The organism is Chimaeribacter sp. YP20170169 (genome assembly GCF_056739715.1).
Genome location: NZ_CP176824.1, coordinates 3,520,362 through 3,544,688, shown reverse-complemented (window position 1 = coordinate 3,544,688; position 24,327 = coordinate 3,520,362). Strand labels below are relative to the sequence as shown.

General features: G+C 61.9%; 18 protein-coding genes and 1 riboswitch. Of the genes, 12 read left to right on the top strand and 6 right to left on the bottom strand.

Going from position 1 to position 24,327, the window contains the following annotated elements; translation table 11 throughout:
* Nucleotides 1-144: 144 nt before the first annotated feature.
* Complete coding sequence (locus tag ACK3SD_RS16135; protein WP_481126152.1) at nucleotides 145-1,797, top strand: Na/Pi cotransporter family protein; 1,653 nt, start codon at nucleotides 145-147, stop codon at nucleotides 1,795-1,797.
* A gap of 35 nt (nucleotides 1,798-1,832) precedes the next feature.
* Here the strand turns inward: ACK3SD_RS16135 and panS are convergent, their stop codons facing one another.
* Both panS and lysC read right to left on the bottom strand, forming a co-directional pair.
* Nucleotides 1,833-2,789, bottom strand: coding sequence for a ketopantoate/pantoate/pantothenate transporter PanS (panS, locus tag ACK3SD_RS16130; protein WP_481126151.1), 957 nt, complete (start codon nucleotides 2,787-2,789; stop codon nucleotides 1,833-1,835).
* A gap of 105 nt (nucleotides 2,790-2,894) precedes the next feature.
* Nucleotides 2,895-4,271 (bottom strand): lysine-sensitive aspartokinase 3, encoded by a 1,377-nt coding sequence (lysC, locus tag ACK3SD_RS16125; RefSeq protein WP_481126150.1) that lies wholly within the window; start codon nucleotides 4,269-4,271, stop codon nucleotides 2,895-2,897.
* Nucleotides 4,272-4,377: 106 nt separating this feature from the next.
* Nucleotides 4,378-4,571, bottom strand: a riboswitch (Lysine riboswitch).
* A gap of 258 nt (nucleotides 4,572-4,829) precedes the next feature.
* Between lysC and pgi the strand changes: the two genes are divergently transcribed.
* The 6 genes from pgi (at nucleotide 4,830) to psiE (ending at nucleotide 12,415) form a co-directional block, all read left to right on the top strand.
* The gene (gene pgi / locus ACK3SD_RS16120) at nucleotides 4,830-6,476 is read left to right on the top strand and encodes a glucose-6-phosphate isomerase (RefSeq protein WP_481126149.1); all 1,647 of its coding nucleotides are present in this window, start codon (nucleotides 4,830-4,832) and stop codon (nucleotides 6,474-6,476) included.
* Between the two features lie 791 nt (nucleotides 6,477-7,267).
* Nucleotides 7,268-7,900, top strand: coding sequence for a YjbF family lipoprotein (locus ACK3SD_RS16115; RefSeq protein WP_481126148.1), 633 nt, complete (start codon nucleotides 7,268-7,270; stop codon nucleotides 7,898-7,900).
* Between the two features lie 5 nt (nucleotides 7,901-7,905).
* Nucleotides 7,906-8,655, top strand: coding sequence for a capsule biosynthesis GfcC family protein (locus tag ACK3SD_RS16110; protein ID WP_481126147.1), 750 nt, complete (start codon nucleotides 7,906-7,908; stop codon nucleotides 8,653-8,655).
* Complete coding sequence (locus ACK3SD_RS16105; RefSeq protein WP_481126146.1) at nucleotides 8,655-10,745, top strand: YjbH domain-containing protein; 2,091 nt, start codon at nucleotides 8,655-8,657, stop codon at nucleotides 10,743-10,745. The genes ACK3SD_RS16110 and ACK3SD_RS16105 overlap by 1 nt, the downstream gene beginning before the upstream one ends.
* A 584-nt stretch (nucleotides 10,746-11,329) precedes the next feature.
* A complete protein-coding gene (locus ACK3SD_RS16100; RefSeq protein WP_481126145.1) occupies nucleotides 11,330-11,893 on the top strand; it encodes a helix-turn-helix transcriptional regulator in 564 nt (187 codons plus the stop codon).
* Between the two features lie 114 nt (nucleotides 11,894-12,007).
* Entirely contained in the window at nucleotides 12,008-12,415 is a 408-nt protein-coding gene (gene psiE, locus ACK3SD_RS16095; protein WP_481126144.1) for a phosphate-starvation-inducible protein PsiE, read from the top strand.
* Between the two features lie 63 nt (nucleotides 12,416-12,478).
* On the opposite strand, the gene malG is transcribed toward psiE, so the two are convergent.
* From malG to malE, 3 genes are all read right to left on the bottom strand, one after another.
* A complete protein-coding gene (gene malG, locus ACK3SD_RS16090; RefSeq protein WP_137764549.1) occupies nucleotides 12,479-13,369 on the bottom strand; it encodes a maltose ABC transporter permease MalG in 891 nt (296 codons plus the stop codon).
* Nucleotides 13,370-13,379: 10 nt separating this feature from the next.
* Entirely contained in the window at nucleotides 13,380-14,951 is a 1,572-nt protein-coding gene (gene malF, locus ACK3SD_RS16085; protein ID WP_481126143.1) for a maltose ABC transporter permease MalF, read from the bottom strand.
* A gap of 77 nt (nucleotides 14,952-15,028) precedes the next feature.
* Nucleotides 15,029-16,240 (bottom strand): maltose/maltodextrin ABC transporter substrate-binding protein MalE, encoded by a 1,212-nt coding sequence (gene malE / locus ACK3SD_RS16080; RefSeq protein ID WP_481126142.1) that lies wholly within the window; start codon nucleotides 16,238-16,240, stop codon nucleotides 15,029-15,031.
* A gap of 393 nt (nucleotides 16,241-16,633) precedes the next feature.
* Between malE and malK the strand changes: the two genes are divergently transcribed.
* The 5 genes from malK to ubiA all read left to right on the top strand — a co-directional run bounded on the left by malK (nucleotide 16,634) and on the right by ubiA (nucleotide 21,721).
* Nucleotides 16,634-17,743 carry a maltose/maltodextrin ABC transporter ATP-binding protein MalK gene (malK, locus tag ACK3SD_RS16075; RefSeq protein WP_481126141.1) on the top strand — a complete coding sequence of 370 codons (1,110 nt, stop codon included), beginning with the start codon at nucleotides 16,634-16,636 and terminating at the stop codon, nucleotides 17,741-17,743.
* Between the two features lie 46 nt (nucleotides 17,744-17,789).
* Complete coding sequence (locus tag ACK3SD_RS16070; protein ID WP_481126140.1) at nucleotides 17,790-19,064, top strand: maltoporin; 1,275 nt, start codon at nucleotides 17,790-17,792, stop codon at nucleotides 19,062-19,064.
* A 116-nt stretch (nucleotides 19,065-19,180) separates the two neighbouring features.
* Nucleotides 19,181-20,116 carry a maltose operon protein MalM gene (gene malM / locus ACK3SD_RS16065; protein ID WP_481126139.1) on the top strand — a complete coding sequence of 312 codons (936 nt, stop codon included), beginning with the start codon at nucleotides 19,181-19,183 and terminating at the stop codon, nucleotides 20,114-20,116.
* A 198-nt stretch (nucleotides 20,117-20,314) separates the two neighbouring features.
* Nucleotides 20,315-20,854, top strand: a complete 540-nt coding sequence (gene ubiC, locus ACK3SD_RS16060; protein WP_481126138.1) for a chorismate lyase — start codon at nucleotides 20,315-20,317, stop codon at nucleotides 20,852-20,854.
* 48 nt (nucleotides 20,855-20,902) lie between these two features.
* Nucleotides 20,903-21,721, top strand: coding sequence for a 4-hydroxybenzoate octaprenyltransferase (gene ubiA, locus ACK3SD_RS16055; RefSeq protein WP_481127573.1), 819 nt, complete (start codon nucleotides 20,903-20,905; stop codon nucleotides 21,719-21,721).
* A gap of 84 nt (nucleotides 21,722-21,805) precedes the next feature.
* Here the strand turns inward: ubiA and plsB are convergent, their stop codons facing one another.
* Nucleotides 21,806-24,280 (bottom strand): glycerol-3-phosphate 1-O-acyltransferase PlsB, encoded by a 2,475-nt coding sequence (gene plsB / locus ACK3SD_RS16050; RefSeq protein ID WP_481126137.1) that lies wholly within the window; start codon nucleotides 24,278-24,280, stop codon nucleotides 21,806-21,808.
* Nucleotides 24,281-24,327 lie beyond the last annotated feature (47 nt).

The following is a 24,327-nucleotide window of genomic DNA, read 5'->3' as shown; positions in this document are numbered from 1 at the left end:
CATCTATGATGCTTAATTTCCCTTAATCTCTTTGCCGTTGGCCGGGGCAGGACGCCGCCGCGCCGATGTGGATGCCCCGCCGTTCCGACTCACCAGGCAGGCGGCGGGGCCGGTTAATGCCTGGGGTTAAAGGAGTGACTATTTGTGTTAACGCTTCTTCACTTGCTTTCAGCCGTGTCACTGTTGGTCTGGGGAACGCATATTGTCCGCACCGGCATCATGCGGGTGTATGGTGCAAACCTGCGTCAGGTATTGAGCGGCAGCGTGGAAAAGAAACCGCTGGCTTTCGCCGCTGGCATCGGCGTCACCGCGTTGGTGCAGAGCAGCAACGCCACCGCGCTGCTGGTGACCTCTTTTGTGGCGCAAGGGCTGGTGGCGCTCTCGCCAGCGCTGGTGATCATGTTGGGGGCGGACGTCGGCACCGCGCTGATGGCGCGAGTCCTGACCTTCGATCTCTCCTGGCTCTCGCCGCTGCTGATCTTTGTTGGCGTGGCGATGTTCCTTAGCCGCAAACAGATGCGTGCCGGGCAGATGGGACGGGTCGCCATTGGGCTGGGGCTGATTTTGCTGGCGCTGGAGTTGATTGTCACCGCTGCCACGCCTATCACCCAGGCCTCGGGCGTCAAGGTGATCTTCTCCTCGCTGACGGGTGACGTGCTGCTTGATGCCCTAACCGGTGCGCTGTTCGCCATCATCAGTTATTCCAGCTTGGCAGCGGTGCTGCTGACCGCCACCCTGACCTCCACCGGCGTCATCTCGCTGAAGGTCGCGCTCTGTCTGGTGATTGGTGCCAACTTTGGCAGCGGCCTGCTGGCGATGATCAATGCCAGTAAACAGAACGCCGAGGGCCGCCGGGTGGCACTCGGCAGCCTGTTGTTCAAGCTGGTGGGCTGCGTGGTGGTGCTGCCGTTCGTTACCCCGCTGGCGGACTACTTCGACCGCCTGCCGGTCTCCGACGAGGAGCTGGTGATCTACTTTCACGTCTTCTACAACCTGATCCGCTGTGTGGCGATGGTGCCGCTGGCGGAGCCGATGGCGCACCTTTGCCAGCGGCTGGTGGCCGCCTCGCCGCAGGACGATCCCCGACTGGCACCGCGCCACCTCGATACCAGCGCGCTGGACACCCCCTCGCTGGCGCTGGCCAATGCCGCGCGCGAGACGCTGCGCATGGGCGACGTGGTGGAGCATATGCTGATCCTCCACCATGAGGTGATGCACGGCAACCTGACGCAGGAGCGTGAGGTGAGCCGGCTGGATGATGATGTGGACGTGCTCTACACCGCCATCAAGCTCTATCTGGCGCAGATACAAAAGGAGGATCTGGGTGAGAGCGACTCCCGCCGCTGGGCGGAGATCATTGAGATGGCGCTCAATTTGGAGCAGGCCGGCGACATCATCGAACGCATGACCGGCGATGTGGCGGTGAAATCCCACAACGCCCGCCGCGCCTTCTCCGCTGCCGGGCTGGCAGAGCTGGACGCGCTGCATGAGCGGCTGCTCTCCAACTTGCGCCTCAGCCTGTCGGTGTTCCTCTCTGGCGACCTGACCAGCGCCCGCCGCCTGCGCCGCTCCAAACACCGTTTCCGCCTGCTGGATCGGCGCTACGCCCACGCCCATGTCGATCGCCTGCACCAGCAAAACGTGCAGAGCATCGAAACCAGTTCACTGCATCTGGGCCTGCTGGGGGACATGAAGCGCCTCAACTCGCTGTTCTGCGCCGTGGCCTATAACGTGCTGGAGCAGGAGCTGGAGGATGATGAGCGGGATGAGGAGAGCGGCGAGGCCGCGTCGCTCTAGGCAAAAAAAGGCGCTGCAAGTGCAGCGCCGGGGAGTCAGGCCTTGTCCGCGCGCTGCGCGGTGACCGGGTTGGCATTTGGTTTGTCGACCGGTTTGCCAGACCAGTAGCCCGCCAGCAGCGAGCCGGAGAGGTTGTGCCACACCGAGAAGAGCGCGCCGGGCAGGGCGGCCAGCGGGGTGAAGTAGATTTTGCCGAGGGTGGCGGCCAGCCCGGAGTTCTGCATTCCCACCTCCATCGCCAGTGTGCGGCAGGTGGTTTCGTCAAAGCCAAACAGCTTGCCGCCCCAGTAACCGCTCAGCAGCCCAATGCCGTTGTGCAGGATCACCGCAACAATCACCACCAGCCCAACCGACCCGATAAAGCCTTGGCTACCGGCCACCACCGCACTGATGATCGCCAAAATGCAGGCCATCGAGAACAGCGGCAGCAGCGGCTCCACCCGCTTCACCAGCCCGGTGAACAGGTGGTGGATCACCAGCCCGGCGAAAATCGGGATCACCACGATTTGCAGGATGCTCAGCAGCATCCCCTCCACATCCACCTGGATGTGGGTATCAACGTAGAGCCGCGTCAGCAGCGGGGTGGCGAACACCCCCACCAGCGTCGAGACCGCCGAGATGGTCACCGAGAGCGCCACGTCGCCCTTGGCCAAGTAGATCATGACGTTGGAGGCGGTGCCGCTGGCGACACTGCCAACCAGCACCATGCCGGCGGCCAGGTCAGGCGGCATCTGGAACAGCTTCGCCAATACCCAGGCGGCCAGCGGCATGATCAGGTAGTGCAGGAAGGTAGCGGCGGCCACCGGGGCCGGGCGGGACAACACGCGCTTGAAGTCGGCGAACTCCAGCGTCACGCCCATGCCAAACATAATCAGCATCAATAGCGTGCTGACGTGCGGGCCAATCGGCGTAAAGGCGCCGGGCGCAAAGTAGGCCGCGACGGAGAGCAACACAGCCCATAACGGGAACAGCCGGGTAATCTTCGCTAACATGGAGCAGATTCCTTCTTTTCATGGTGCAGGGTGGGGTGTTTTTTCGCCAGACGGCAGAGACAAAAAAGCCGGGCATGCGCCCGGCTTCGCCCTGCGCGCCGTCAGTTATTCAAATAGGTTGCGGTGCAGGGTCTGGACCACCTGCTCGGCATCGTCGCCCGGCACCAGGAAGCAGAGGTTATAGCTGCTGGCACCGTAGCAGATCATGCGGATGCTGAACGGGTCGAGCACGCCAAACACCTTTTTGCCCACGCCGCTGGCGCGTGAGAGCTGGTTGCCGATCAGTGCCACCAGCGCCAAGTTCTCTTCCACTTCCACCCGGCAGAGCGAAGAGAGCTCGGTCAGCAGCGAGGTGGTCAGCAGGCTCTCGCCCGTGGAGGTGGAGCCGGTAGTGTCGAGGGTCAGGGAGACGCTCACCTCAGAGGTGGTGACCAGATCGACCGAGATGTTGTGGCGCAGCAGGATGTTGAACACCTCTGCCAAAAAACCGCGCGCGTGCAGCATGTGCAGGCTGTGCAGCGTCAGCAGGGTCTGCTTACGGCGCAGCGCCAGCGCGCGGAACAGCGGCGGGTTCTCCGTGCTGCCGCACACCAGCGTGCCGCCCGCCTCTGGGGCCTTGCTGGAACCAACAAACACCGGAATGCCACGGCGCACCGCCGGTAGCAGGGTGGCCGGGTGCAGCACCTTCGCGCCGAAGGTCGCCATCTCCGCCGCCTCTTCAAAGGCGATTTTGTCGATGCGCTTGGCGGTCGGCACCACGCGCGGGTCAGTGGTGTAGATGCCCGGCACGTCCGTCCAGATATCGACGCGCACCGCGTGCAGCGCCTCGCCCAGCAGCGCGGCGGTGTAGTCACTGCCGCCACGGCCCAGCGTGGTGGTGCGCCCCTTCTCTTCACTGCCGATAAAGCCCTGGGTGATCACCAGCGCACGCGCCAGACGCGGCGCCAGTTGCTGCGCGGCCAGCGACGCCAGCGTGGTGGTCTCTGGCTCCGCGCGGCCAAAGCGGTCATTGGTGCGCATCACTTTGCGCACGTCGAACCACTCCGCCGCCACCTGGCGCTCGCGCAGAATCTCCACGAACAGCAGGGTGGACATCAGTTCGCCGTGGCTGACCAGCTCATCGGTCAGCGCCGCCGAGGTGGCCAGCGCGGCCGCCTCAGAGAGCATGGCGATATTCTCCAGCATCCGGTCAATCTCTTCCCGGATCACCTCTGGCTGCGCCAGACGGTCAATGATGGCGTACTGGATACGGCGGATCTCAGCCAGATGCGCGTCGCGCTGCGGCTGGTCGCACCCCTCGGCCAGCGCGACCAGCAGGTTGGTGATGCCCGCCGACGCGGAGAGCACCACCAGACGGTTGTCAGGGTTGGAGAGCACAACATCGGCGCTGCGGTTCATGGCATCAAAATCGGCCACGCTGGTGCCGCCAAATTTGGCAACGACAATCGGCTGGGCGGCGCTGGGGGGTACTGCTTGAGTCATGGTAGACCTCGTGTCAGGGGCCATTCGTGATGGCAACAATCAAAAACATAACCTTGGCACAAGGGGAGAGCAGTAAACAGGGGGCAGACGTAGAGATGGCTACGATACACCCAGAAGCGCCCCACCTTGTTAATCGCCCTTCTGGGGCGATTCTGGTGACAACCCAGAGGATTCAGCCTCTGTAGTCGATACGGGGACAGCCGCCTGTCACCGCACCTCGGCGTTGCTCCCCCTCAAGTGTCTTCAGCGGGTTACGGCTCCTCTGACACTCTACCTGGGCGACGCGCCTCTTCTGGCTCGCGCTGGCTGCGCGAGTAGGGGAGTAGGAATAACCGACTCTGCTTGCGCTGTCAATGGCGGGGGGGTGAGGGATTTTCATTTTTGAATTATTAACGCTGAAAGCACTTCTTCTGCCACACTAGGTAACTGTTTAATAAATATCCATTAACAGTTGTCGCCTATTGCAAGAAAAGGGATATCATCGGGGAAGTTACAAGATACAATCGGCTCAATGCGGTCTTTAATCTCACTACGTGAAACTCAAACGAGAGCGTTGCTATGAAAAATATCAATCCAAGCCAAACCGCTGCCTGGCAGGCCCTGCAGCAGCATTTTGAACAGATGAAGAATGTCCAGATCAGCGACTTGTTCGCGCAGGACAGCGAGCGCTTTTCCACGTTCTCTGGCACGTTTAACGACCAGATGCTGGTGGACTACTCCAAGAACCGCATCACGGCGGAGACCCTGGAAAAGCTGCAGGCGCTGGCCACGGAAACCGATCTGCAATCAGCAATCAAATCCATGTTCGCGGGTGAGAAGATCAACCGCACCGAAGATCGTGCCGTGCTGCACATCGCGCTGCGCAACCGCAGCAACACCCCGATTGTGGTGGATGGCAAGGATGTGATGCCGGACGTGAACGCGGTGCTGGCGAAGATGAAGCAGTTCTGTGAGCGCGTGATTGGCGGCGAGTGGCAGGGCTACACCGGCAAGGCGATCACTGACGTGGTTAACATCGGCATCGGCGGCTCCGACCTTGGCCCCTACATGGTGACCGAGGCGCTGCGCCCGTACAAAAACCACCTCAACATGCACTTTGTCTCCAACGTTGACGGCACCCACATCGCCGAGACGCTGAAGGATCTCAACCCGGAGACCACCCTGTTCCTGGTGGCTTCCAAGACCTTCACCACTCAGGAGACCATGACCAACGCCCACAGCGCGCGTGACTGGTTCCTGCAGGCGGCGGGCGACCAGCAGCACGTCGCCAAGCACTTCGCGGCGCTCTCCACCAACGGCAAGGCGGTCGGCGAGTTCGGCATCGACACCGACAACATGTTCGAGTTCTGGGATTGGGTGGGCGGCCGCTACTCCCTGTGGTCGGCCATCGGCCTCTCCATCGCGCTCTCACTGGGCTTTGATAACTTTGAGAAGCTGCTCTCCGGCGCGCACGAGATGGACAAACACTTCGCCAACACCCCGATGGAGCAGAACCTGCCGGTGCTGCTGGCGCTGATTGGCATCTGGTACAACAACTTCTTCGGGGCCGAAACCGAAGCGATCCTGCCGTATGACCAGTACATGCACCGCTTCGCCGCCTACTTCCAGCAGGGCAATATGGAGTCCAACGGCAAGTACGTTGACCGCGACGGCAACCCGGTGAGCTACCAGACCGGCCCCATCATCTGGGGTGAGCCGGGCACCAACGGCCAGCACGCCTTCTACCAGCTGATCCATCAGGGCACCAAGCTGGTGCCGTGCGACTTCATCGCGCCGGCCATCAGCCACAACCCGCTGAGCGACCACCACGCCAAGCTGCTCTCCAACTTCTTCGCCCAGACCGAGGCGCTGGCATTCGGCAAGTCGCTGGAGACGGTAGAGCAGGAGTTCGCGGCGCAGGGCAAACAGCCGGAAGATGTGAAACACGTCGCGCCGTTCAAGGTGTTCGAAGGTAACCGCCCGACCAACTCCATCCTGCTGCGTGAGATCACCCCGGAGAGCCTGGGCGCGCTGATCGCGCTGTATGAGCACAAAATCTTCACCCAGGGCGCGATCCTGAACATCTTCACCTTCGACCAGTGGGGCGTGGAGCTGGGCAAACAGCTGGCCAACCGCATCCTGCCTGAGTTGCAGGGCGATGAGCCGGTAAGCAGCCACGACAGCTCTACCAATGCGCTGATCAACCAGTTCAAATCCTGGCGCTAATACTTAACAAACGATTAAGCTTTAAGCGTTAAAAGTGGCATGGCCCGCGTGGAAATCTCCGCTCGGGCCATTTTTTTCGTGACTTTTCCGCCTGATAGGGTGGGTTTTATCTGAAAAAGCATAAAATCAGCGAGTTCCTAAGGCGTTTATTATTTCACCACGCATGCCCGGCGATTTACCCTGCTAACAACTGGCTGGTCGAATAAAATGCTTAACTTAAGTCATCCTGCCAGCATGAGATGCTGTTAAGGCGCTTTTCTGTCCACTCGGCTGCAAGATTTTCCAGAAGTATGAAAAAGCGTCAAGTGAAATGCCTGCCCGTGCCGCCCAATAAAAATTCTAATAAATCATAATGTTAAACTGATTTATAAAATCCCAGATCCACGCGTGAAAACGCCGCTGGCCGACTCATTCACCCCATCCATGATGACACTTCGTAACTGTTTATTGCATTATAAATAAGCAGCCAGCCACGCCTGCACGCCTGAATACCCTTTGGGTCACCCATGCAGCAACCATTTGATAAGCATAGGGACACCCTTTAGTTTTCGGAATGTAACGGCAGGCGGCTTGCTCTGGCCATTCAGTGGATGCGCCCCGCTTTTCGCAAGGAATCAGCGCTGCTTTTGCCGCGCTGGCGGAAGGGGATGCCGGCTCTCCGGCCCGCAGACACTGACCGGGAACGTCCCGGCCCGGCCAATAACCATATGCTCTCCCGGCTACGGGGGAGGTTTATCGGCTGCCGGCCTGTGCCGGCGCCTGTTACGGGCCTGTTTATTCGGGAAAGAAACGTGCGCTATTTTTCACTGTTATTGTGCCTGCTGCTGGCCGCCTGTAGCCAAACCCAACACAGCATCCAGGATACGCTGGCGCTCGCCACCGTCGGGATGCCGGATGTGGAGATGGACGATCAGGCGATCAACAACCTGCCGTACTCCAGCCTCTACGCGACGATCAATGACGGCCCGCAAATCTTTGTGGTCGCAGCCTTCGCCGAAGAGGATCAGGTCAAGTGGCTCACCTCCGACCGCGTGCTGCTGATCACCCAGAATGGCCGTCTGGTCAAGACCGTGGGTTACACCGATAACCTGCTGGAGACCACCGATCTGCGCCATGATCCCCTGCTTCACCCACTGCGCCTGAAAGAGGGCGACAGCTGGACACGCACCCTGAGCTGGACGGAGGGCAAGGCCTTCCGCAGTGCCACCGTCACCTCAGTGTTCCACCTGGACGGCGCCGAGCCGCTGACGCTGGCTGGCACCACCCTCAACACGCTGCGCGTGGAGGAGAATGTCTCGGTGCCGGCACTGGGCCAGCACTACCGCAACCGGTTCTGGATCGATCCCGCCACGGGCATCGTCAGGAAGGCCGAGCAGTCCGTCGGCCCGGATTTCCACGTTAACCTCACTATCTTAAAGCCCTGAATACGATGAAAAAACGTCTCTTACTTGGGGTCAGCCTGAGCGTTGGCCTGGCCGCGTCTGCGCTGGCGCAGAGCCGCGTGGTGGTGTCGTTCCCGCAGCGGGCTGAGACCGTCACCCTTGAGGGTGCCAACGATCTCAGTGAACTGGTGATGAACCCGGCGCTTGCCGGGCAGACTTGGTGGCCGGGCACGGTGATTGCCACCCCGCAGGCCACGCTGAAACAGCAGGCGCTCAAGCGCCAGGTGCTGGCGTCGCTGGGCGCGCTGGCGGCCCACTACCGGGCAGACGAGGATAACGATTTGGCGGCGGCAGTGGAGAACCTGCACCAGCAGGTGACGCAACTGGCCGTCACGGGCCGCCAGTTCGTCACGCTGGATCCGGACGCAGTGCGCATCCGCCCGGAGTGGAACCGCCGGCTGGAGGGGGAGTACCACCTCTACACCCTGCCACGCCCCACGACCCTTCGCCTGTTTGGCCTGCTCAGCCACAGCGGCCCGACCCCCTTTGTACCGGGGCAGGATACGCGTGACTACCTGACGGGCCACGACAGGCTGGCCGGGCGTGACCGCAATCAGGTGTGGCTGATCCAGCCTGACGGCACGGTGCAGTTGGTGCCGGTGGCCTATTGGAACCACCGCCATGTGCAACCGGCCCCCGGCAGCACGCTGTTTGTCGGCTTCTCCTCTTTACCCCGCGCCTATCGCGATCTGAACCAGCAGATTCTGGCGCTGTTGACCAACCGGGTCCCTGACTGATGAAAATACCATTTGTGATCAGCGCGCTGGCGCTGTCCGTGGCGGCGGGCGCGCAGGCTGCCACCTACACTGAGCCACTGGGGCCATCCCAAGGGGATCTGGGCGGCGTCGGCCTGTTGCAGACCCCGACCGGGCGCATGGCGAAGGAGGGGGAGTTCAGCCTCAACTACCGTGACAACGACCAGTACCGCTTCTACTCACTGGCAGTCCAGCCCTTTGACTGGCTGGAGGCGACCATCCGCTATACCGACGTGCGCACCCGCCAATATAGCCAGGATGCGGCCTTCAGTGGCGACCAGACCTACAAGGACAAGGGCCTCGACCTGAAGCTGCGCCTGTGGAAAGAGGGCTTCTGGCTGCCGGAGACCTCGGTGGGCATCCGCGACTTCGGCGGCACCGGCCTGTTTGACAGCGAGTACCTCGCCGCCAGCAAGGCGTGGGGGCCGCTCGACTTCACCCTCGGCATCGGCTGGGGCTACCTCGGCAACAGCGGCAATATCAAAAACCCGTTCTGTGAGGCAAAAGCGAGCTTCTGCTACCGCAACAACCAGCAGGGCGAGGCTGGCCAGTTCAACGGCAAAAACTTCTTCCACGGCCCGGCGGCGCTGTTTGGCGGCGTCGAGTACCAGACCCCGTGGCAGCCGTTGCGCCTGAAAGTGGAGTATGAGGGCAATGACTATCAGGGCGATTTCGCGGGCACGCTGAAACAGGATTCGAAGGTGAACGTCGGGGCGATCTACCGCGTCTTTGACTGGGCCGACGTCAACCTGAGCTGGGAGCGCGGCAACACCCTGATGGCGGGTGTTACCCTGCGCACCAACTTCAACGACCTGAAGCAGCGTCATATCGACCCGCCGCCGCAGTCCTACCAGCCGCAGCCGCAGGATGCGCTACTCGACCATCAGGTCGTGGGCAGCCAGCTGGCGGACTTGCAGGACAACGCGGGCTACAGCGCGCCGCATATCCAGGTGAAGGATCGCACGCTCTACATGACCGGCAGCCAGAACCGCTACCGCGACAATGATGAGGCGGTGGCCCGCGCCAACCGCATTCTGGTGAACCACCTGCCGGCAGGCGTGGAGACCATCACGGTCACTGACACCAGCATGAACATGCCGATCTCCAGCACGGTCACCAATGCCGAGAGCCTGAAGCAGCAGTTGCAGGGCTACCCGCTCGGTCAGGAGAAGCCGCTGTTGCAGCACCGCGCCGATCCGCACCTGCCAGAGAGCGCCGAGCAGGGTTACTACGCCGAGAAGAGCCACTTCGACGCGCGCCTGTCACCGGTGCTGAACCAGTCGCTCGGCGGCCCGGAGTCCTTCTACATGTACCAGGTGGGCCTGCAAGGCGATGCCGACTGGTGGATGACGGAGCACTTCCTCGCTTCCGGCTCGCTGTTCCTCAACCTCTACAACAACTACGACAAGTTCAACTACAAGGGGCCGCCGGGAGACAGTAGCCTGCCGCGCGTGCGTACCCGCATCCGCGAGTATGTCGATAACCACGACCTCTACCTGACCAACGCGCAGTTGACCTACATGAACCGCCTCGGCGATGGCTGGTACGGCCAGATTTATGGCGGCTATCTGGAGCAGATGTATGGCGGTGCCGGTGGCGAGCTGCTCTACCGCCCGCTGGACAGCAGCTGGGCGGTGGGCGTGGACGCCAACTACGTCAAGCAGCGTGACTGGGACAGCCCGATGCGCTTCACGAACTACAAGGCGGCCACCGGCCACCTGACCGCCTATTGGCAGCCGCACTTTATGGATGGCGTGCTGGTCAAGGCGAGCGTCGGCCAGTATCTGGCGAAGGACAAGGGCGCGACCCTCGACGTCTCCAAACGCTTCAACAGCGGCGTGATCGTCGGGGCCTTCGCCACCAAGACCAACGTCTCGGCGGACGAGTATGGCGAAGGGGAGTTCACCAAGGGCTTCTATATCTCGATACCGCTGGACATCCTGACGGTACAGCCGACCCGCACGCGCGCGCAGATCAACTGGATCCCGCTCACCCGCGACGGCGGCCAGATGCTCAACCGCAAATACTCGCTCTACAGCATCACCGACAGCCGCTCACCGTTCTTCAACTAACGGCCCGGCAATCCAAACGGCCCTCTCAGGAGGGCCGTTTTTTTATGGGTAAAACAGGGTGCGGCCCGCGAAATCTGATGATGGAGGGAGCCATGATCTGCATCAGGATTCAGAAAAAAATAGAAAATTCAGAAAGGCGTGAGAGTGATAACGTGGCGCAGCCAGGGCGAGGAGTTGCCCCGGAGGGAGAGGGGTAAACACGCCAACCGCGCAGCGTTGACGGATGTTCACACCCGATGGTACTATTCCTGTGACAGGAGAGTGATGAAAAGGCATCCTCACAAAGCCATTCAAGACGCCATAGAGTATGCGCTAGCCAATGGATGGGTCATTGTGCCGTGTAACGGCCATGCGCATGGGTTCTGTAAAATCCGCTGTGGCATACCGGGCCATACCGAGCATATGCACAGTATCTGGACCACGCCCAAAGACCCTGAACGATTTGCCCGCCAAATTCTCCGTGCGGTCAGTAAGTGCCAGCCTCATTTACAGTAATGGGCGCTCGGCCGGGCACAAGGCGAGTTAACTGACATTAAGGCGGTGCTTTCCGCCGCCTTATTTACCCCAGGAGAGAAGGAGTCCGCATGGCACTCTATAATTTCACCCTGACCCTTTCCGGGATCACCCTTGAGACAGCCGGCCACGAAGACGCGCTTTTTGCCGCTGGCTGCGATGACGCGCTGTTGAGCTATTATGGCAAGGCCATCTATTTGGAATTCGAGCGCGACGCCCCCTCCCTGAAGCGCGCCATCGCGTCCGCCATCCGGGACATTGAAGGGGCCGGTATTGGCGCGCGCGTAGAGTCGGTCGACTCCACGCTGGTGGGGCTGAGTGATATTGCGCAGCTCTCCAACTTGTCACGTCAGGCCATTACCATGCTGAAAGATGGCGATCGGGGAAGAGGGGACTTTCCCAACCCGATCCAGCGAATCTCAGGCCAGTCACCGCTGTGGGATTGGGCTGAAGTGGCGGCCTGGCTGGAGGGCTGTGGCCGCATAGCCGCTGAGTCGGGTCTGGTCGACAATGCGAAAGAGTTGAATGCCTGGAACCTGGCCCTGCGTATCCGCGCCTCGCAAAATGAAGCGATGATCGCTGAACGCGTCTCTATCCTTGCCCATCCTGAAGAGTGCCAGCCAGTCGACGCCTGACTGCCAAACAACGGCCCTCCCCGTCGGGCCGTTTTTCCTTTCTATCTCCTCTTGCTGCTGCTCCTTGCGCTTCGGTATGCTGCGCAATCAATCTACATTACTAAAGAGTATCTTATGGCTGCGTCACAACGTGGCATGGTGGTGGCGAAAACCATGCAGCGGATTTTGAATCTGTTTTTACTGGGGCTGGGGGCGATCCTGCTGCTGTTCTTGGGGCGGGAAACCTACCACTTGACGCTGGTGCTGTTTGTGAACGGTGATGAGCCGTCGTCGTACCTGCTGATTGAAGGGATCGTGATCTACTTCCTCTACTTTGAATTCATTGCCTTGATCGTGAAGTACTTCTCCTCGGGCTACCACTTCCCGCTGCGCTACTTCATCTACATCGGCATCACGGCCATTGTGCGGCTGATTATCGTCGACCACAAAAACCCGGTGGATACGCTGCTCTACTCCTCCGCCATTTTAGTGCTGGTGGTGACGCTCTGGCTCGCCAACTCTGACCGCCTGAAACGCGAGTAAAAAAAGAGGGCGGCCTCCAGGGCCGCCCAAGACACAGGGAATCATACTGCCACAGCAAAAATGTCAGCCCTTCACCCCGCCAGCGGTCAGGCCGCCAATCAGCCAGCGCTGCGCCAGCAGGAAGATGGCAGTGATGGGAATGGCGGAGAGCACGGCGGAGGCAGCAAAGTCACCCCACAGGTAGTTCTGCGGGTTCAGGTACTGCTGCATCCCCACCGCCAGCGTGTAGCTGTTCACGTCGCGCAGCAGCAGGGAGGCCACCGGTACTTCGGTAATGGCGGCAATGAATGACAGAATGAACACCACCGCCAGAATTGGCACCGACAGCGGCAGCAGCACCAGCCGGAACGCCTGCCACGGCGTAGCGCCATCCAGTGCCGCCGCCTCCTCCAGCGAGTTATCGATCGTCTCGAAGTACCCCTTGATCGTCCAGACATGCAGCGCGATCCCACCCAGATAGGCGAAGATCACCCCACCGTGGGTGTTGAGGCCAATGAACGGCAGGTACTGGCCGAGGCGGTCAAACAGCGCGTAGAGCGCCACCAGCGACAGCACTGCCGGGAACATCTGGAAGATCAGCATCCCGCGCAGCAGATTGCCCTTGCCACGGAAACGCATACGCGCAAAGGCGTAGGCGCAGGTGGTCGAGAGCGCCACAATGCCAATGGCGGTGATCACCGCAATCTTCACCGAGTTCCACAGCCAGAGCAGCACCGGGAAGGGCGGCGGCGTCACGCTGCCGTCGGCGTGGGTGACGCTAAAGCCGAGCGCCAGCCGCCAGTGATCCCAGGAGACCTGATCCGGGATCAGGCTGCCGGTGGCGAAGTTGCCGGGCCGCAGCGAAATCGCCACCACCATCAGCAGCGGGAACATAATCATCGCGATAAAGGCGATCAGTAACAGGTGGGTCACCAGCAGGCGCACACGCTGCGATTTTGGTTTAACCATGCCCATGGCGCTCTCCTTAATCAAAGTTCATCTTGGTGGCTTTCAGGTTGAGGATCGCCAGCGCGCCCACCAACAGGAAAATCAGGGTGGCGATGGCCGCCGCCAGGCCGAAGTCCTGCCCGCCACCGCCCTCAAAGGCGATGCGGTAGGTGAAGCTCACCAGCAGGTCGGTGTAGCCGGCCGGCGTGGTGGTGCCGAGCCGGTCTGGCCCGCCGTTGGTCAGCAGCTGGATCAGCACGAAGTTGTTAAAGTTAAAGGCGAAACTGGCGATCATCAGCGGCGTCAGCGGCTTAATCAGCAGCGGCAGGGTGATGCGGAAGAAGTTCTGGAACGGCGTCGCGCCATCCATCGCCGAGGCCTCGTAGAGATCGTCCGGGATCGCCTTCAGCAGCCCCATGCAGAGGATCATCATGTAGGGGTAACCGAGCCAGGTGTTGACGATCAGCACCATCGCCTTGGCGGTGGTCGGATCGCTGAACCACGCTGGCTTCACGCCAAACAGCGCGCCGAGCATCAGGTTGATCTCGCCAAAGCTCTGGTTGAACAGCCCCTTGAAGATCAGGATCGAAATAAACGAGGGCACCGCATAGGGCAGGATCAACAGCACGCGGTAGAGCGCCTTGCCGCGCAGCGCCTCCCACTGCACCACGCAGGCCAGCACCATACCCACCGCCACGGTCAAAATCACCGTCAGCACCGAGAAGATCACCGTCCAGAGGAAGATCGACAGGAATGGCTGCTGGATGCCCTTATCCTCAATCACGCGGCTGAAGTTTTTCCAGCCGATACCCACGGTAAAGCCGGGGCTGAGCCGCTCCGCCTGCCACTGGCCGCTGGCGTCCACCGCCTGATAGAAGCCGGTGTCAGGGTTGGGGCGATAGGTGACTTGCGTCTGGTTGTTGGTCAGGGTAGTGCCATCCTCCGCCAGCGTGTAGAGCGGGGCGGTGCCAGAGAAGTGGCGCAGCGAACTCATGCGCAGGTCGCTGCCGGTCGGCAGGTGTGCCACCAGCGACGTCATCGCCTGCCGGTTCTGGGTGATCACGCGCAGGGTGGCCTTCTCTCCCTCGGGCGGCGTCTGCTGGGCCTGCATCTCCAGCGCTGGCGGCAGGGTGCCGAAACTGAAGGGCTGGGAGATCCACTGCTCATTGTTCTCCGGGCGGGTAAGCTGCAACCGCCACTGGTTGCCAGCCGGGTAGAGCGCGAAACCATAGGTGTCGCCGGCCTGGTACTGCCGCTGCATCAGCACCGACTGCGCCCGCTCAAAGGTGAGCTGGTTGGTGCTGCTGTAGTTGGTAAAGGCGATGGCGATGGTGGCGACCAGCGGGAAGAGCACGAACAGCCCCATTCCCGCCAGGCCGGGGTAGACGTAGCGCCAGGCGTAGGCGCGGCGGTTGGCGAAAATATAGAGTCCGGCGCTCAACAGCACCAGCGTGACAATGGCGAACAGGTATTCGCCCTGTGCATACATCAGCACCACCAGATAGGCGGTGAACAGAGAGAACAGGCCAATAACCAACCATTTCAGCGGATCGCTCTGCCACCAGGCGGTGGTATTACGGTCGGCGCGATCGGTACGGGTCAACGGCATAGCGATGTTCCTTGCGGTGGGCAAAAAGAGGGCAGCGGCGCGCACCCGCCGCCCTCCGTGGGCGGCGGGGCAGGGCGTTACTTGGTGAGGCGGGACTGCACGTCATCCAGCGCCTGTTTCACGCTCTGGCGGCCGGAGAGGGCGTTGATCACCGCGCTGCGCTCGGCGTACCAGAAGGCGCTCATCTGCGGGATGTTCGGCATGATCTCGCCGTTCTGCGAGTTCTGCATGGTGGCGGCGATCTTCGGGTCTTTCTCCAGCTGCTGCTGGTAGGACTTCAGCGCCACCGCACCAAGCGGCTTGTCCTTGTTCACCGCGGCCAGCCCCTCGTCGGTCAGCAGGTAGTTCTCCAGGAACTCGGTCGCCAGCTCCTTATTCGGGCTGGCGGCGTTGATGCCAGCGGTCAGCACGCCGACAAACGGCTTGGAGGGCTTGCCCTTGAAGGTCGGCAGCAGGGTGACGCCATAGTTGATCTTGCTTTGCTCAATGTTGCCCCACGCCCACGGGCCATTGATGGTCATCGCCGTCTCGCCCTTGTTGAAGGCCGCCTCGGCAATGGAGAAGTCAGTGTCGGCGTTGATGTGCTTGTTCTTCACCAGATCGACGATGAATTGCAGGCCAGCCTGCGAACCGGCATTGTTCACGCCGACATCCTTCACGTTGTACTTGCCGTTCTCCAGTTTGAAGGCGTAGCCGCCGTCAGCGGCGATGATGGGCCAGGTGAAGTAGGGCTCTTGCAGGTTCCACATGATGGCGCTCTTGCCCTTGGCGCGCAGCTGCTTGTCCAGCGCCGGGATCTCCTCCCAGGTCTTCGGCGGGTTTGGCACCAGATCTTTGTTATAGATCAGCGACAGCGCCTCGACGGCCACCGGGTAGCCGATGATCTTGCCGTCAAATTTTACCGCGTCCCAAGTGAAGGGGAAGATCTTGTCCTGCGTCGCCTGTGACGGGTTGATCTCCGCCAGCAGGCCGGACTGCGCGTAGCCGCCAAAGCGGTCATGCGCCCAGAAGATGATGTCCGGGCCGTCGCCGGTGGCCGCCACCTGCGGATACTTCTCCTCCAGCTTGTCCGGGTGCTCCACGCTGACCTGGATGCCGGTGTCTTTTTCGAAGCGTTTGCCCACCTCCGCCAGCCCGTTGTAACCCTTGTCGCCATTGATCCAGATGACCAGCTTGCCCTCCTCAATCTTGGCCAGCGCCGGCGCGGACAGCACCAGGGTAGCCAGGGCGGAGAGCGCCAGGGTGCGGGTAAAGCGGGTGACGCTAGAGCGATGATGTGTGCGAGTCATAATCCTGTCCTGTTATCCGTGACTGAAGGCAGCAGCGCAGGCAGCCAGCAAGCGGGCGCGGCCATAGGGAGTACTTTCAACGTCGCCATAGTCAGTCACAACCCGAACTGGCCTCATCCTCCCCCCCTCTACGCCCCCCGCAGGCTTTCTGTGATCGCCATAACATTTCAGCGGGTTATGTGGGATCAGGCACAAAATCAGCCGACGATTTTTGTAAGGGCGATCACGAATTTGCTTTTCGCCGGGAACTTTCGCCACGCCGCGATCTGCCCCCGTCCTCCCGGCTCCTCCCCCATGAAAAACCTTGTTACGGATGATTACCGAATACCATCAAAGTCGCATCCTGTGCTCCAACTATTCACTGCACCGATTAATGGCAGAAAGGAGTCCGGCATGGCGGGCGTTACGCTGCGGCACGTACACAAGGCTTACGGCGAGGCCGTCATCTCCAAGGACATCAACCTGGAGATTGAGGATGGCGAGTTTGTGGTATTCGTCGGGCCATCCGGCTGTGGCAAGTCCACCCTGCTGCGGATGATCGCCGGGCTGGAGGGGATCACCTCCGGCGACCTGCTGATCGGCGAGAAGCGGATGAACGAGGTGCCCCCGGCGGAGCGCGGCATTGGCATGGTGTTCCAGTCCTACGCCCTCTACCCGCACCTGTCGGTGGCGGACAACATGTCGTTCGGCCTGAAGCTGGCGGGCGCGAAAAAGGCGCTGATTCACCAGCGCGTCAATCAGGTGTCAGAGATTTTGCAGCTGGCGCACCTGCTCGACCGGCGGCCCAAGGCGCTCTCCGGCGGCCAGCGCCAGCGCGTCGCCATCGGCCGCACGCTGGTGGCGGAGCCGGACGTCTTCTTGCTCGACGAGCCGCTCTCGAACCTTGACGCCGCGCTGCGGGTGCAGATGCGCATTGAGATCTCCCGCCTGCATAAGCGCCTGAAACGCACCATGATCTACGTCACCCACGATCAGGTGGAGGCGATGACGCTGGCCGACAAAATCGTGGTGCTGGACGCCGGCCGCGTGGCGCAGGTGGGCAAACCGCTGGCGCTCTACCACTACCCGGCCAACCGCTTTGTCGCTGGCTTCATCGGCTCGCCGAAGATGAACTTCCTGCCGGTCAAGGCGATTGCCGCCGAGACGGAGCGGGTACAGGTGGAACTGCCCAACCGCCAGCAGGTGTGGCTACCGGTGGCGGGGCGCGACGTCCAGCCCGGCAGCAATCTCTCGCTGGGCATCCGCCCGGAGCACCTGCTCCCCTGTGACCAGTCCGAGGTCACGCTCGAGGGCAAGGTGCAGGTGGTGGAGCAGCTCGGCAACGAAACTCAGATCCATATCCAAATCCCGGCCCTGCGTCAGAACCTGGTCTACCGCCAGAATGATGTAGTGCTGGTAGAAGAAGGTGCAACATTCGCCATCGGCCTGCCGCCGCATCGCTGTCATCTGTTCCGTGAAGATGGCTCGGCATGCCAACGGCTGCATGACGAGCCAGGCGTTTAAAGCACGCACATGCCATCAGGCAAATCCATAACAGGAGATTTTGAGGATGACTACTCTGCGCATTGTACCTCTGGCACTGGCGGTGGCAGCCGGCGTGATGTCCACCCAGGCCGCGGCGGTGGACTTTACCGGCTACGCCCGTTCCGGCATCGGCTGGACCGGCAGCGGCGGCGAACAGCAGTGTTTCCAGGCCACCGGCGCCCAGAGCAAATACCGTCTGGGTAACGAGTGTGAAACCTATGCCGAGCTGAAACTGGGGCAGGAAGTGTGGAAAGAGGGCGACAAGAGTTTCTACTTTGACACCAACGTCGCCTACTCCGTCTCCCAGCAGAATGACTGGGAAGCGACCGACCCGGCCTTCCGTGAGGCCAACATCAAGGGCAAAAACCTGATTGATGCCCTGCCGGGCGCCACCATCTGGGCCGGTAAGCGCTTCTACCAGCGCCATGACGTCCACATGATCGACTTCTACTACTGGGACATCTCCGGCCCCGGCGCAGGTCTGGAAGACGTTGACCTTGGCTTCGGCAAACTCTCGCTGGCAGCGACCCGCAACACCGAGAGCGGCGGCTCCATTGGCTACATCAATGACCAGCGCGACGAGGTGGACACCTCCAACGACGTGTTCGACGTGCGTCTGGCCGGGCTGGCGATCAACCCCGGCGGCACCCTGGAGCTGGGCGTGGACTATGGCCGTGCCAACGCGCGTGACGGCTACTCACTGGATGACAACGCCAGCAAAGATGGCTTCCTGTTCACCGCCGAGCACGTCCAGAGCTACATGGATGGCTTCAACAAACTGGTGGTGCAGTACGCGACCGATGGCATGAGCACCAACAACCAGAACGCCGGCCGCTCGCAGGGTGGGCTGGTGAACAACGATGGCCACATGATCCGCCTGCTGGACCACGGTGCGATTACCCTGGCCGAGAAGTGGGACTTGATGTACGTCGCCATGTACCAAGATGTCGACCGCGACAACAACAACGGCACCACCTGGTACACCGTGGGTATCCGTCCGATGTACAAATGGACGCCGATCATGAGCACCCTGCTTGAGGCCGGTTACGACAACGTCAAGTCGCAGGAAACCGGCGACCACAACAGCCAGTACAAGATCACCCTGGCCCAACAGTGGCAGGCGGGCAACAGCATCTGGTCGCGTCCGGCGATCCGCGTGTTCGCCACCTACGCCAAGTGGGATGAGAAGTGGGGCTACGATGACGCGGGCGTGGCAGCGCGTGACACCGGCCTGACCACCTTCAGCCGTGGGGATGATGATGAGATCACCTTCGGCGCGCAGATGGAGATCTGGTGGTAAAGCCTGACGCCGCCGGGCAACCCGGCGGCCATCCGCGTTATGGATTTTGAGATTAGCCGGCGCAGTGCATTGCCTGCCTGACGCCGGCGCTCCTGCTCGATAAAAAGGGTATAACAATGAAAAAGACACTGCTTTCCCTCAGCCTCGCCCTGAGTTTTGGGGTGCTGGCACCGATGGCGGCACACGCCGTCTCCCTGACCTCTTCTGAGCCGGTTGCCGTCTCCCATGACGTCGCGACCGCGCCAAGCCTCTCCAGCGCCGCACTCCAGCGCCTCCCCTGGACACCGCTGGTGCCACCGGCCAACCAGAGCGTGACGCTCGGTGGCACGCGCCTTAATGAGGGCGACGTGCAGGGCAGCGTGGCGGCCTTTGCACTGCCTGCCGATCGCGGCTCGCTGGAGATCCGCCTGACCAGCGTGGTGGAGGACAACTCCGTCTACGCGCCAAACGTGCTGGTGCTGGATGAGCAGATGCGCCCGGCGGCCTTCTACCCCAGCAGCTACTTCCCCTATCACCAGCCGGGCGTGATCGCCAGTGACCGGCTGGAGGGCACCATGAAGCTGACCCCGGCACTGGGCCAGCGGCAGATCTACCTGCTGGTCTATACCACCCGGCAGGATCTGGCGCGCAGCACCACGCTGATCGCCCCGGCCAAGGCCTATGCCGCGGGCGTCGGTAACGCAGTGCCAGACATCCCTGACCCGGTGGCGCGCCACAGCGATCGCGGCACGCTGAAGATCAAGATCAGCGCCGAACAGCAGTCCGGCAACATCATGATTGGCCAGCCGACAGCCGCCGCGCCTGCCGCGGTGATTGGCAGCGCCCCGGCCCCAGCCGCCGCCCCGGCACAGCCCGCCCCGGCGGCACCGGCCCCGGCCAAACCGGCTGCGCCCGTGTTGGATGACACAGAAACCTACTTCAATCAGGCCATTCGCCGCGCGGTGCAAGCCGGCGACATTGATAAGGCCCTCAAACTGTTGGATGAAGCGGAGCGCCTCGGCTCGAAAACCGCGCGTCAAACATTTATCGGCAGCGTGAAAGGCAAGGGGTAACTCCCCACGTCGCCGGTGATGGCTGGAAGATTGGTGCGCCCCGGCGCACCCTTTTTTCCCCGCTGTGGCCGGCCTTTCTCCCCCAATGCCCGCCAGTTATCTCAAACTCGTTAGCGGGTTGTTAACACACCCATTCCCCCCCGGCCATTCTGCGCTACAATAGCGCCTTGTCACCCTCTGACCCCGTAACGGAACCCCATGCCTGATTTGCCCACTATCCCTGCTTCCCTGCGCTGGCTCGGGCCGCACGACGCCGTGCCGCCGCAGATTGCCGACTGGCTGAATGAGATGGGGTCGATGACCCGCCGCTTTGAGCAGTTCTGCCGCCAGGTGACGGTGCAGCCGGTCAACGAGGGATTTATCTGCCGCGCTGAATTGCGGCCGGAGGAGGCGGAGGCGCTGCCAGACAGCCCGCGCTACTGGCTGCGCGAGATCGTGCTGCTGGGCGACGGCGTGCCGTGGCTGCTGGGACGCACGCTGATCCCGGAGGAGACGCTGACCGGCCCGGATCGTGCGCTGGTAGACCTCGGCACCATGCCGCTGGGGCGCTACCTGTTTGGCGGGGCAGAGCTAAGCCGTGACTATATCCATTTTGCGACCGTCGCCACGCCGGCGCTGCGCTGGGCCAGGCGTTCACGCCTGCGCCTGTCGGGCAAGCCGCTGTTGCTGACGGAGCTTTTTCTTGCGGACGCGCCCATCTACCGCGCGCCGCAACCAAATGATGTGGGGGAGAGATAGGTGGAGGCAAGTTTGACCCAGAGCAGATGGCGCGCGTACTGCCGCCTGATGCGCATTGATAAACCGATCGGATCGCTGTTGCTGCTGTGGCCGACCCTGTGGGCGCTGTGGCTGGCGGCTGGCGGCCTGCCGCCGTTGGACATCGTGCTGGTGTTCGCGCTCGGCGTGTTCTTTATGCGCGCCGCGGGCTGCGTGGTGAATGACTATGCCGACCGCAAGTTTGACGGCCACGTCAAGCGTACCGCCGGGCGGCCGCTGCCGAGCGGGCAGGTCACCACCGGGCAGGCCAAGGCGCTGTTTCTGGCGCTGGTGCTGATCTCCTTTGGGCTGGTGCTGACGCTTAACCTGATGACCATCGCGCTGTCGCTGGTGGCGCTGGCGCTGGCCTGGAGCTACCCCTTCATGAAGCGCTACACCCACCTGCCACAGGTGGTGCTGGGCGCGGCGTTCGGCTGGGCGATCCCGATGGCCTTCTCCGCCGTGGGCGAAACGCTGCCGCTCACCTGCTGGCTGCTGTTCATCGCCAACCTCTGCTGGACGGTGGCCTACGACACCCAGTATGCGATGGTGGATCGCGACGATGACCTGAAGATTGGCATCAAATCAACCGCCATCCTGTTTGGCAGCTGGGACACGCGCATCATCGGCCTGCTACAACTGGCGACGCTGGCGCTGCTGGTGGCCGTTGGCCTGCTGGCGCAGCTGGGCGGCATCTACTACCTGTCGCTGGCGGCGGCCGGGGCGCTGTTTGTGCGCCAGCAGCGCACCATTGCCAAGCGTGAGCGCGATCCCTGCTTCCGTGCCTTCCTGAACAATAACTACGTCGGCATGGTGCTGTTCCTCGGCATCTTCCTCAGTTACGTCTAGCCTGAACGCGGGCGCGTAACCATAAAAAAAGGGCACAGCAAGCTGTGCCCTTTTTGTTGCCTGAAACGTGGCGCTACCCGGCGATCAGTTCGCCTCCGGGTCAGCCACAGGCGTCGGCTCCACCGCGCCCAGTGCGTCCGCTGGGGTCATCACGCTCTCAATGGTCAGGCGCACTTCCGGCGTCATCAAATCGCTTAGCATGTTATAGACCGACAGGGTGTGCTCCTGGATGGCATCACCCACATCATTGATGTAGCCCTCGGCGCGCAACGTGCCGACCAGCGTCGAGAAGACCGCCTTGTCAAAGAACTCCGGCGCGTTGATGCCGTGCAGCACCGACAGGCGCTGGGCCATGCTGCGGCTCTCCTTCTCCAGCGCGCCACGGCTGATGCTCGGGTTGGCGCTCAGCAGTGAGAAGGTGATGGCGTAGCGTTGCAGCGTCTCGCGCACGCCAGCCGCCAGCAGTTGCAGCGGACGGATGCGGGTCGGGTTGATGGATAGCTCGCCGTCGATGTCGATAATCAGCTTCTGGCGCGCCAGCTCATCACTCAGCGTCGCCAGCACCGTCGGCAGCTCCTCTTTGGTGATGTGCAGGAACAGCTCGGCCTTCAGCATCGGGTAGATGAGGTCAATCTGGCGCAGCAGCTCCGCGTGGCTGACGCGGCGGTGGTGCATCACGATGCTGGCAATCAGCGACGGCAGCACCAGCAGGTGGTGGATGTTGTTGCGGTAGTAGGTCATCAGCACCGCCTGCTCACGCGGCAGGATGATGATGTCACCGATGTTGTCCTTCTCCACCTCGAACTTGTTCATGTTCAGGGCGTGATCCAGCAGGCCAGCTGGCGTCTGGTCAGGCACTGTCACGTCGCCAGCGTAGGGCACGTTGCGCAGCAGTTGCAGGTAGCAGTCGAGCTGCTCCAGCAGTTGTTCACGGGTCAACGAGCGCTGGCGCGAGGCGAGCAGGGCGGTGGAGCAGAGGTTCATGGCATTGGCCGCGGCGGCATTGTTGATGCGCACCATGATCTTGTCCGCCAGATCCTGCACCGTCGGCGTCAGCCAGCTTGGGCGCTGCGCTTCGATCGGATCGATGGCGTCACGCCAGGCCGGCACGTGCTGGTTAAGGTAGCTGGTGAGGTGCAGCGGCTCGCCGAAGTTCACATAGCCCTCGCCGAGGTTACGCAGCTTGCGCAGCCCGCGCAGCATCTGCAAAAAGCCCTCTTTCTCTTTGGTCGCGCCACGCAGCTCCTTGGCGTAGGTGCCCACCTCCATCACATGCTCATAGCCGATGTAGATCGGCACGAGGGTGATCGGGCGGGTGCCGCCGCGCAGCATCGCCTGAATGGTCATCGCCAGCGTGCCGGTTTTCGGCTCCAGCAGGCGGCCAGTGCGCGAGCGCCCGCCCTCGACGAAGTACTCCACCGAATAGCCGCGCGTAAAGAGTTCGCCCAGATACTCACGGAACACCGTGGAGTAGAGCTTGTTGCCCTTGAAGGTGCGGCGGATGAAGAACGCGCCCAGTCGGCGGAAGATCGGGCCGGCTGGCCAGAAGTTCAGGTTGATGCCAGCCGCGATGTGCGGCGGCACCAGCCCCTGATGGTAGAGCACGTAGGAGAGCAGCAGGTAGTCCATGTGGCTGCGGTGGCAGGGCACGTAGACGATCTCCTGTCCATCCTGCGCCAGCTGGCGCACGCGATCGGCGTTGCTGACGTTGATGCCTTGGTAGAGGCGGTTCCACGTCCAGCTCAGGATACGGTCGGAGAGGCGCACCGTCTCGTAGGAGAAGTCCGCGGCAATCTCCTCCATCAGGGCGATGGCGTTCTGCCGCGCCTTGTCATGGGAGATCTTCTTGCTGCGCGCCTCATCTTCCACTGCCTTCTCAATCGCCTTGGAGGCCAGCAGCTTGTTGAACAGATCCTGACGGGCTGGCAGGCGCGGGCCAACGGCGGCCAGCCGCTGGCGGGCGAAGTGCATCCGCGCGACGCGCGCCAGCTTCTGCGCGATGGTCTTGTCGGTGCCGTGCTCGGTCGCCATGTAGCGCAGGGAGACGGTATTGGAGAAGCGCACAAAGCTGTCGCGCCCCAGCCACACCACGGCGAAAAACTTCTGGATGCCGTTGAGCAGCCGCAGGTGCGGCATCATCTGGCCATCCCCCTCGCGGCCCGGCGAGCGGCCGAACATCACCGAAACTGGCAGCATCTGGATGTCGAGCTGTGGGTTGTTGCGGTGCAGGTCGAGGTAGTCGTGGAACAGCTTGACCGACTCCTCCTGTGGGGTGTAATAGCGGAAGAAGCGTGGCCCCTGGCCGATGAACACATGGCTCGGCAGGTGGTGGCCGTCAATCTCCAGCGGAATTAATGGATCGGGCAGGTTCTGCGCCAGGCACTGCCGCCGCAGGGTCAGAAGGTCTGCCTTCGAATCATAGGGTAAAACGTAAAGTACCGGCCGGGTCGGATCCAGGCGGAGTTCCGTCACCGGATCGGCAGGTATCACCTTGCTTCTTACCAGCAATTTGAGCGGTAAGTTCAAAAGGGAGTAGTAAAGTTTGCGCCAACCTGACATAAAAATGTAAAGCCTCATATAAGCGATGCGCCGCAAGGATATCAGAA

Coding starts and splice junctions, on each gene's coding strand:
- plsB (WP_481126137.1), bottom strand. CDS start 24,280: ATGTCAGGTTGGCGCAAACTTTACTACTCCCTTTTGAACTTACCGCTC.
- malE (WP_481126142.1), bottom strand. CDS start 16,240: ATGACTCGCACACATCATCGCTCTAGCGTCACCCGCTTTACCCGCACC.
- panS (WP_481126151.1), bottom strand. CDS start 2,789: ATGTTAGCGAAGATTACCCGGCTGTTCCCGTTATGGGCTGTGTTGCTC.
- pgi (WP_481126149.1), top strand. CDS start 4,830: ATGAAAAATATCAATCCAAGCCAAACCGCTGCCTGGCAGGCCCTGCAG.
- psiE (WP_481126144.1), top strand. CDS start 12,008: ATGGCTGCGTCACAACGTGGCATGGTGGTGGCGAAAACCATGCAGCGG.
- lysC (WP_481126150.1), bottom strand. CDS start 4,271: ATGACTCAAGCAGTACCCCCCAGCGCCGCCCAGCCGATTGTCGTTGCC.
- malF (WP_481126143.1), bottom strand. CDS start 14,951: ATGCCGTTGACCCGTACCGATCGCGCCGACCGTAATACCACCGCCTGG.
- ubiC (WP_481126138.1), top strand. CDS start 20,315: ATGCCTGATTTGCCCACTATCCCTGCTTCCCTGCGCTGGCTCGGGCCG.
- malK (WP_481126141.1), top strand. CDS start 16,634: ATGGCGGGCGTTACGCTGCGGCACGTACACAAGGCTTACGGCGAGGCC.
- malM (WP_481126139.1), top strand. CDS start 19,181: ATGAAAAAGACACTGCTTTCCCTCAGCCTCGCCCTGAGTTTTGGGGTG.
- ACK3SD_RS16110 (WP_481126147.1), top strand. CDS start 7,906: ATGAAAAAACGTCTCTTACTTGGGGTCAGCCTGAGCGTTGGCCTGGCC.
- ACK3SD_RS16100 (WP_481126145.1), top strand. CDS start 11,330: ATGGCACTCTATAATTTCACCCTGACCCTTTCCGGGATCACCCTTGAG.
- ubiA (WP_481127573.1), top strand. CDS start 20,903: ATGCGCATTGATAAACCGATCGGATCGCTGTTGCTGCTGTGGCCGACC.
- ACK3SD_RS16105 (WP_481126146.1), top strand. CDS start 8,655: ATGAAAATACCATTTGTGATCAGCGCGCTGGCGCTGTCCGTGGCGGCG.
- ACK3SD_RS16070 (WP_481126140.1), top strand. CDS start 17,790: ATGACTACTCTGCGCATTGTACCTCTGGCACTGGCGGTGGCAGCCGGC.
- malG (WP_137764549.1), bottom strand. CDS start 13,369: ATGGGCATGGTTAAACCAAAATCGCAGCGTGTGCGCCTGCTGGTGACC.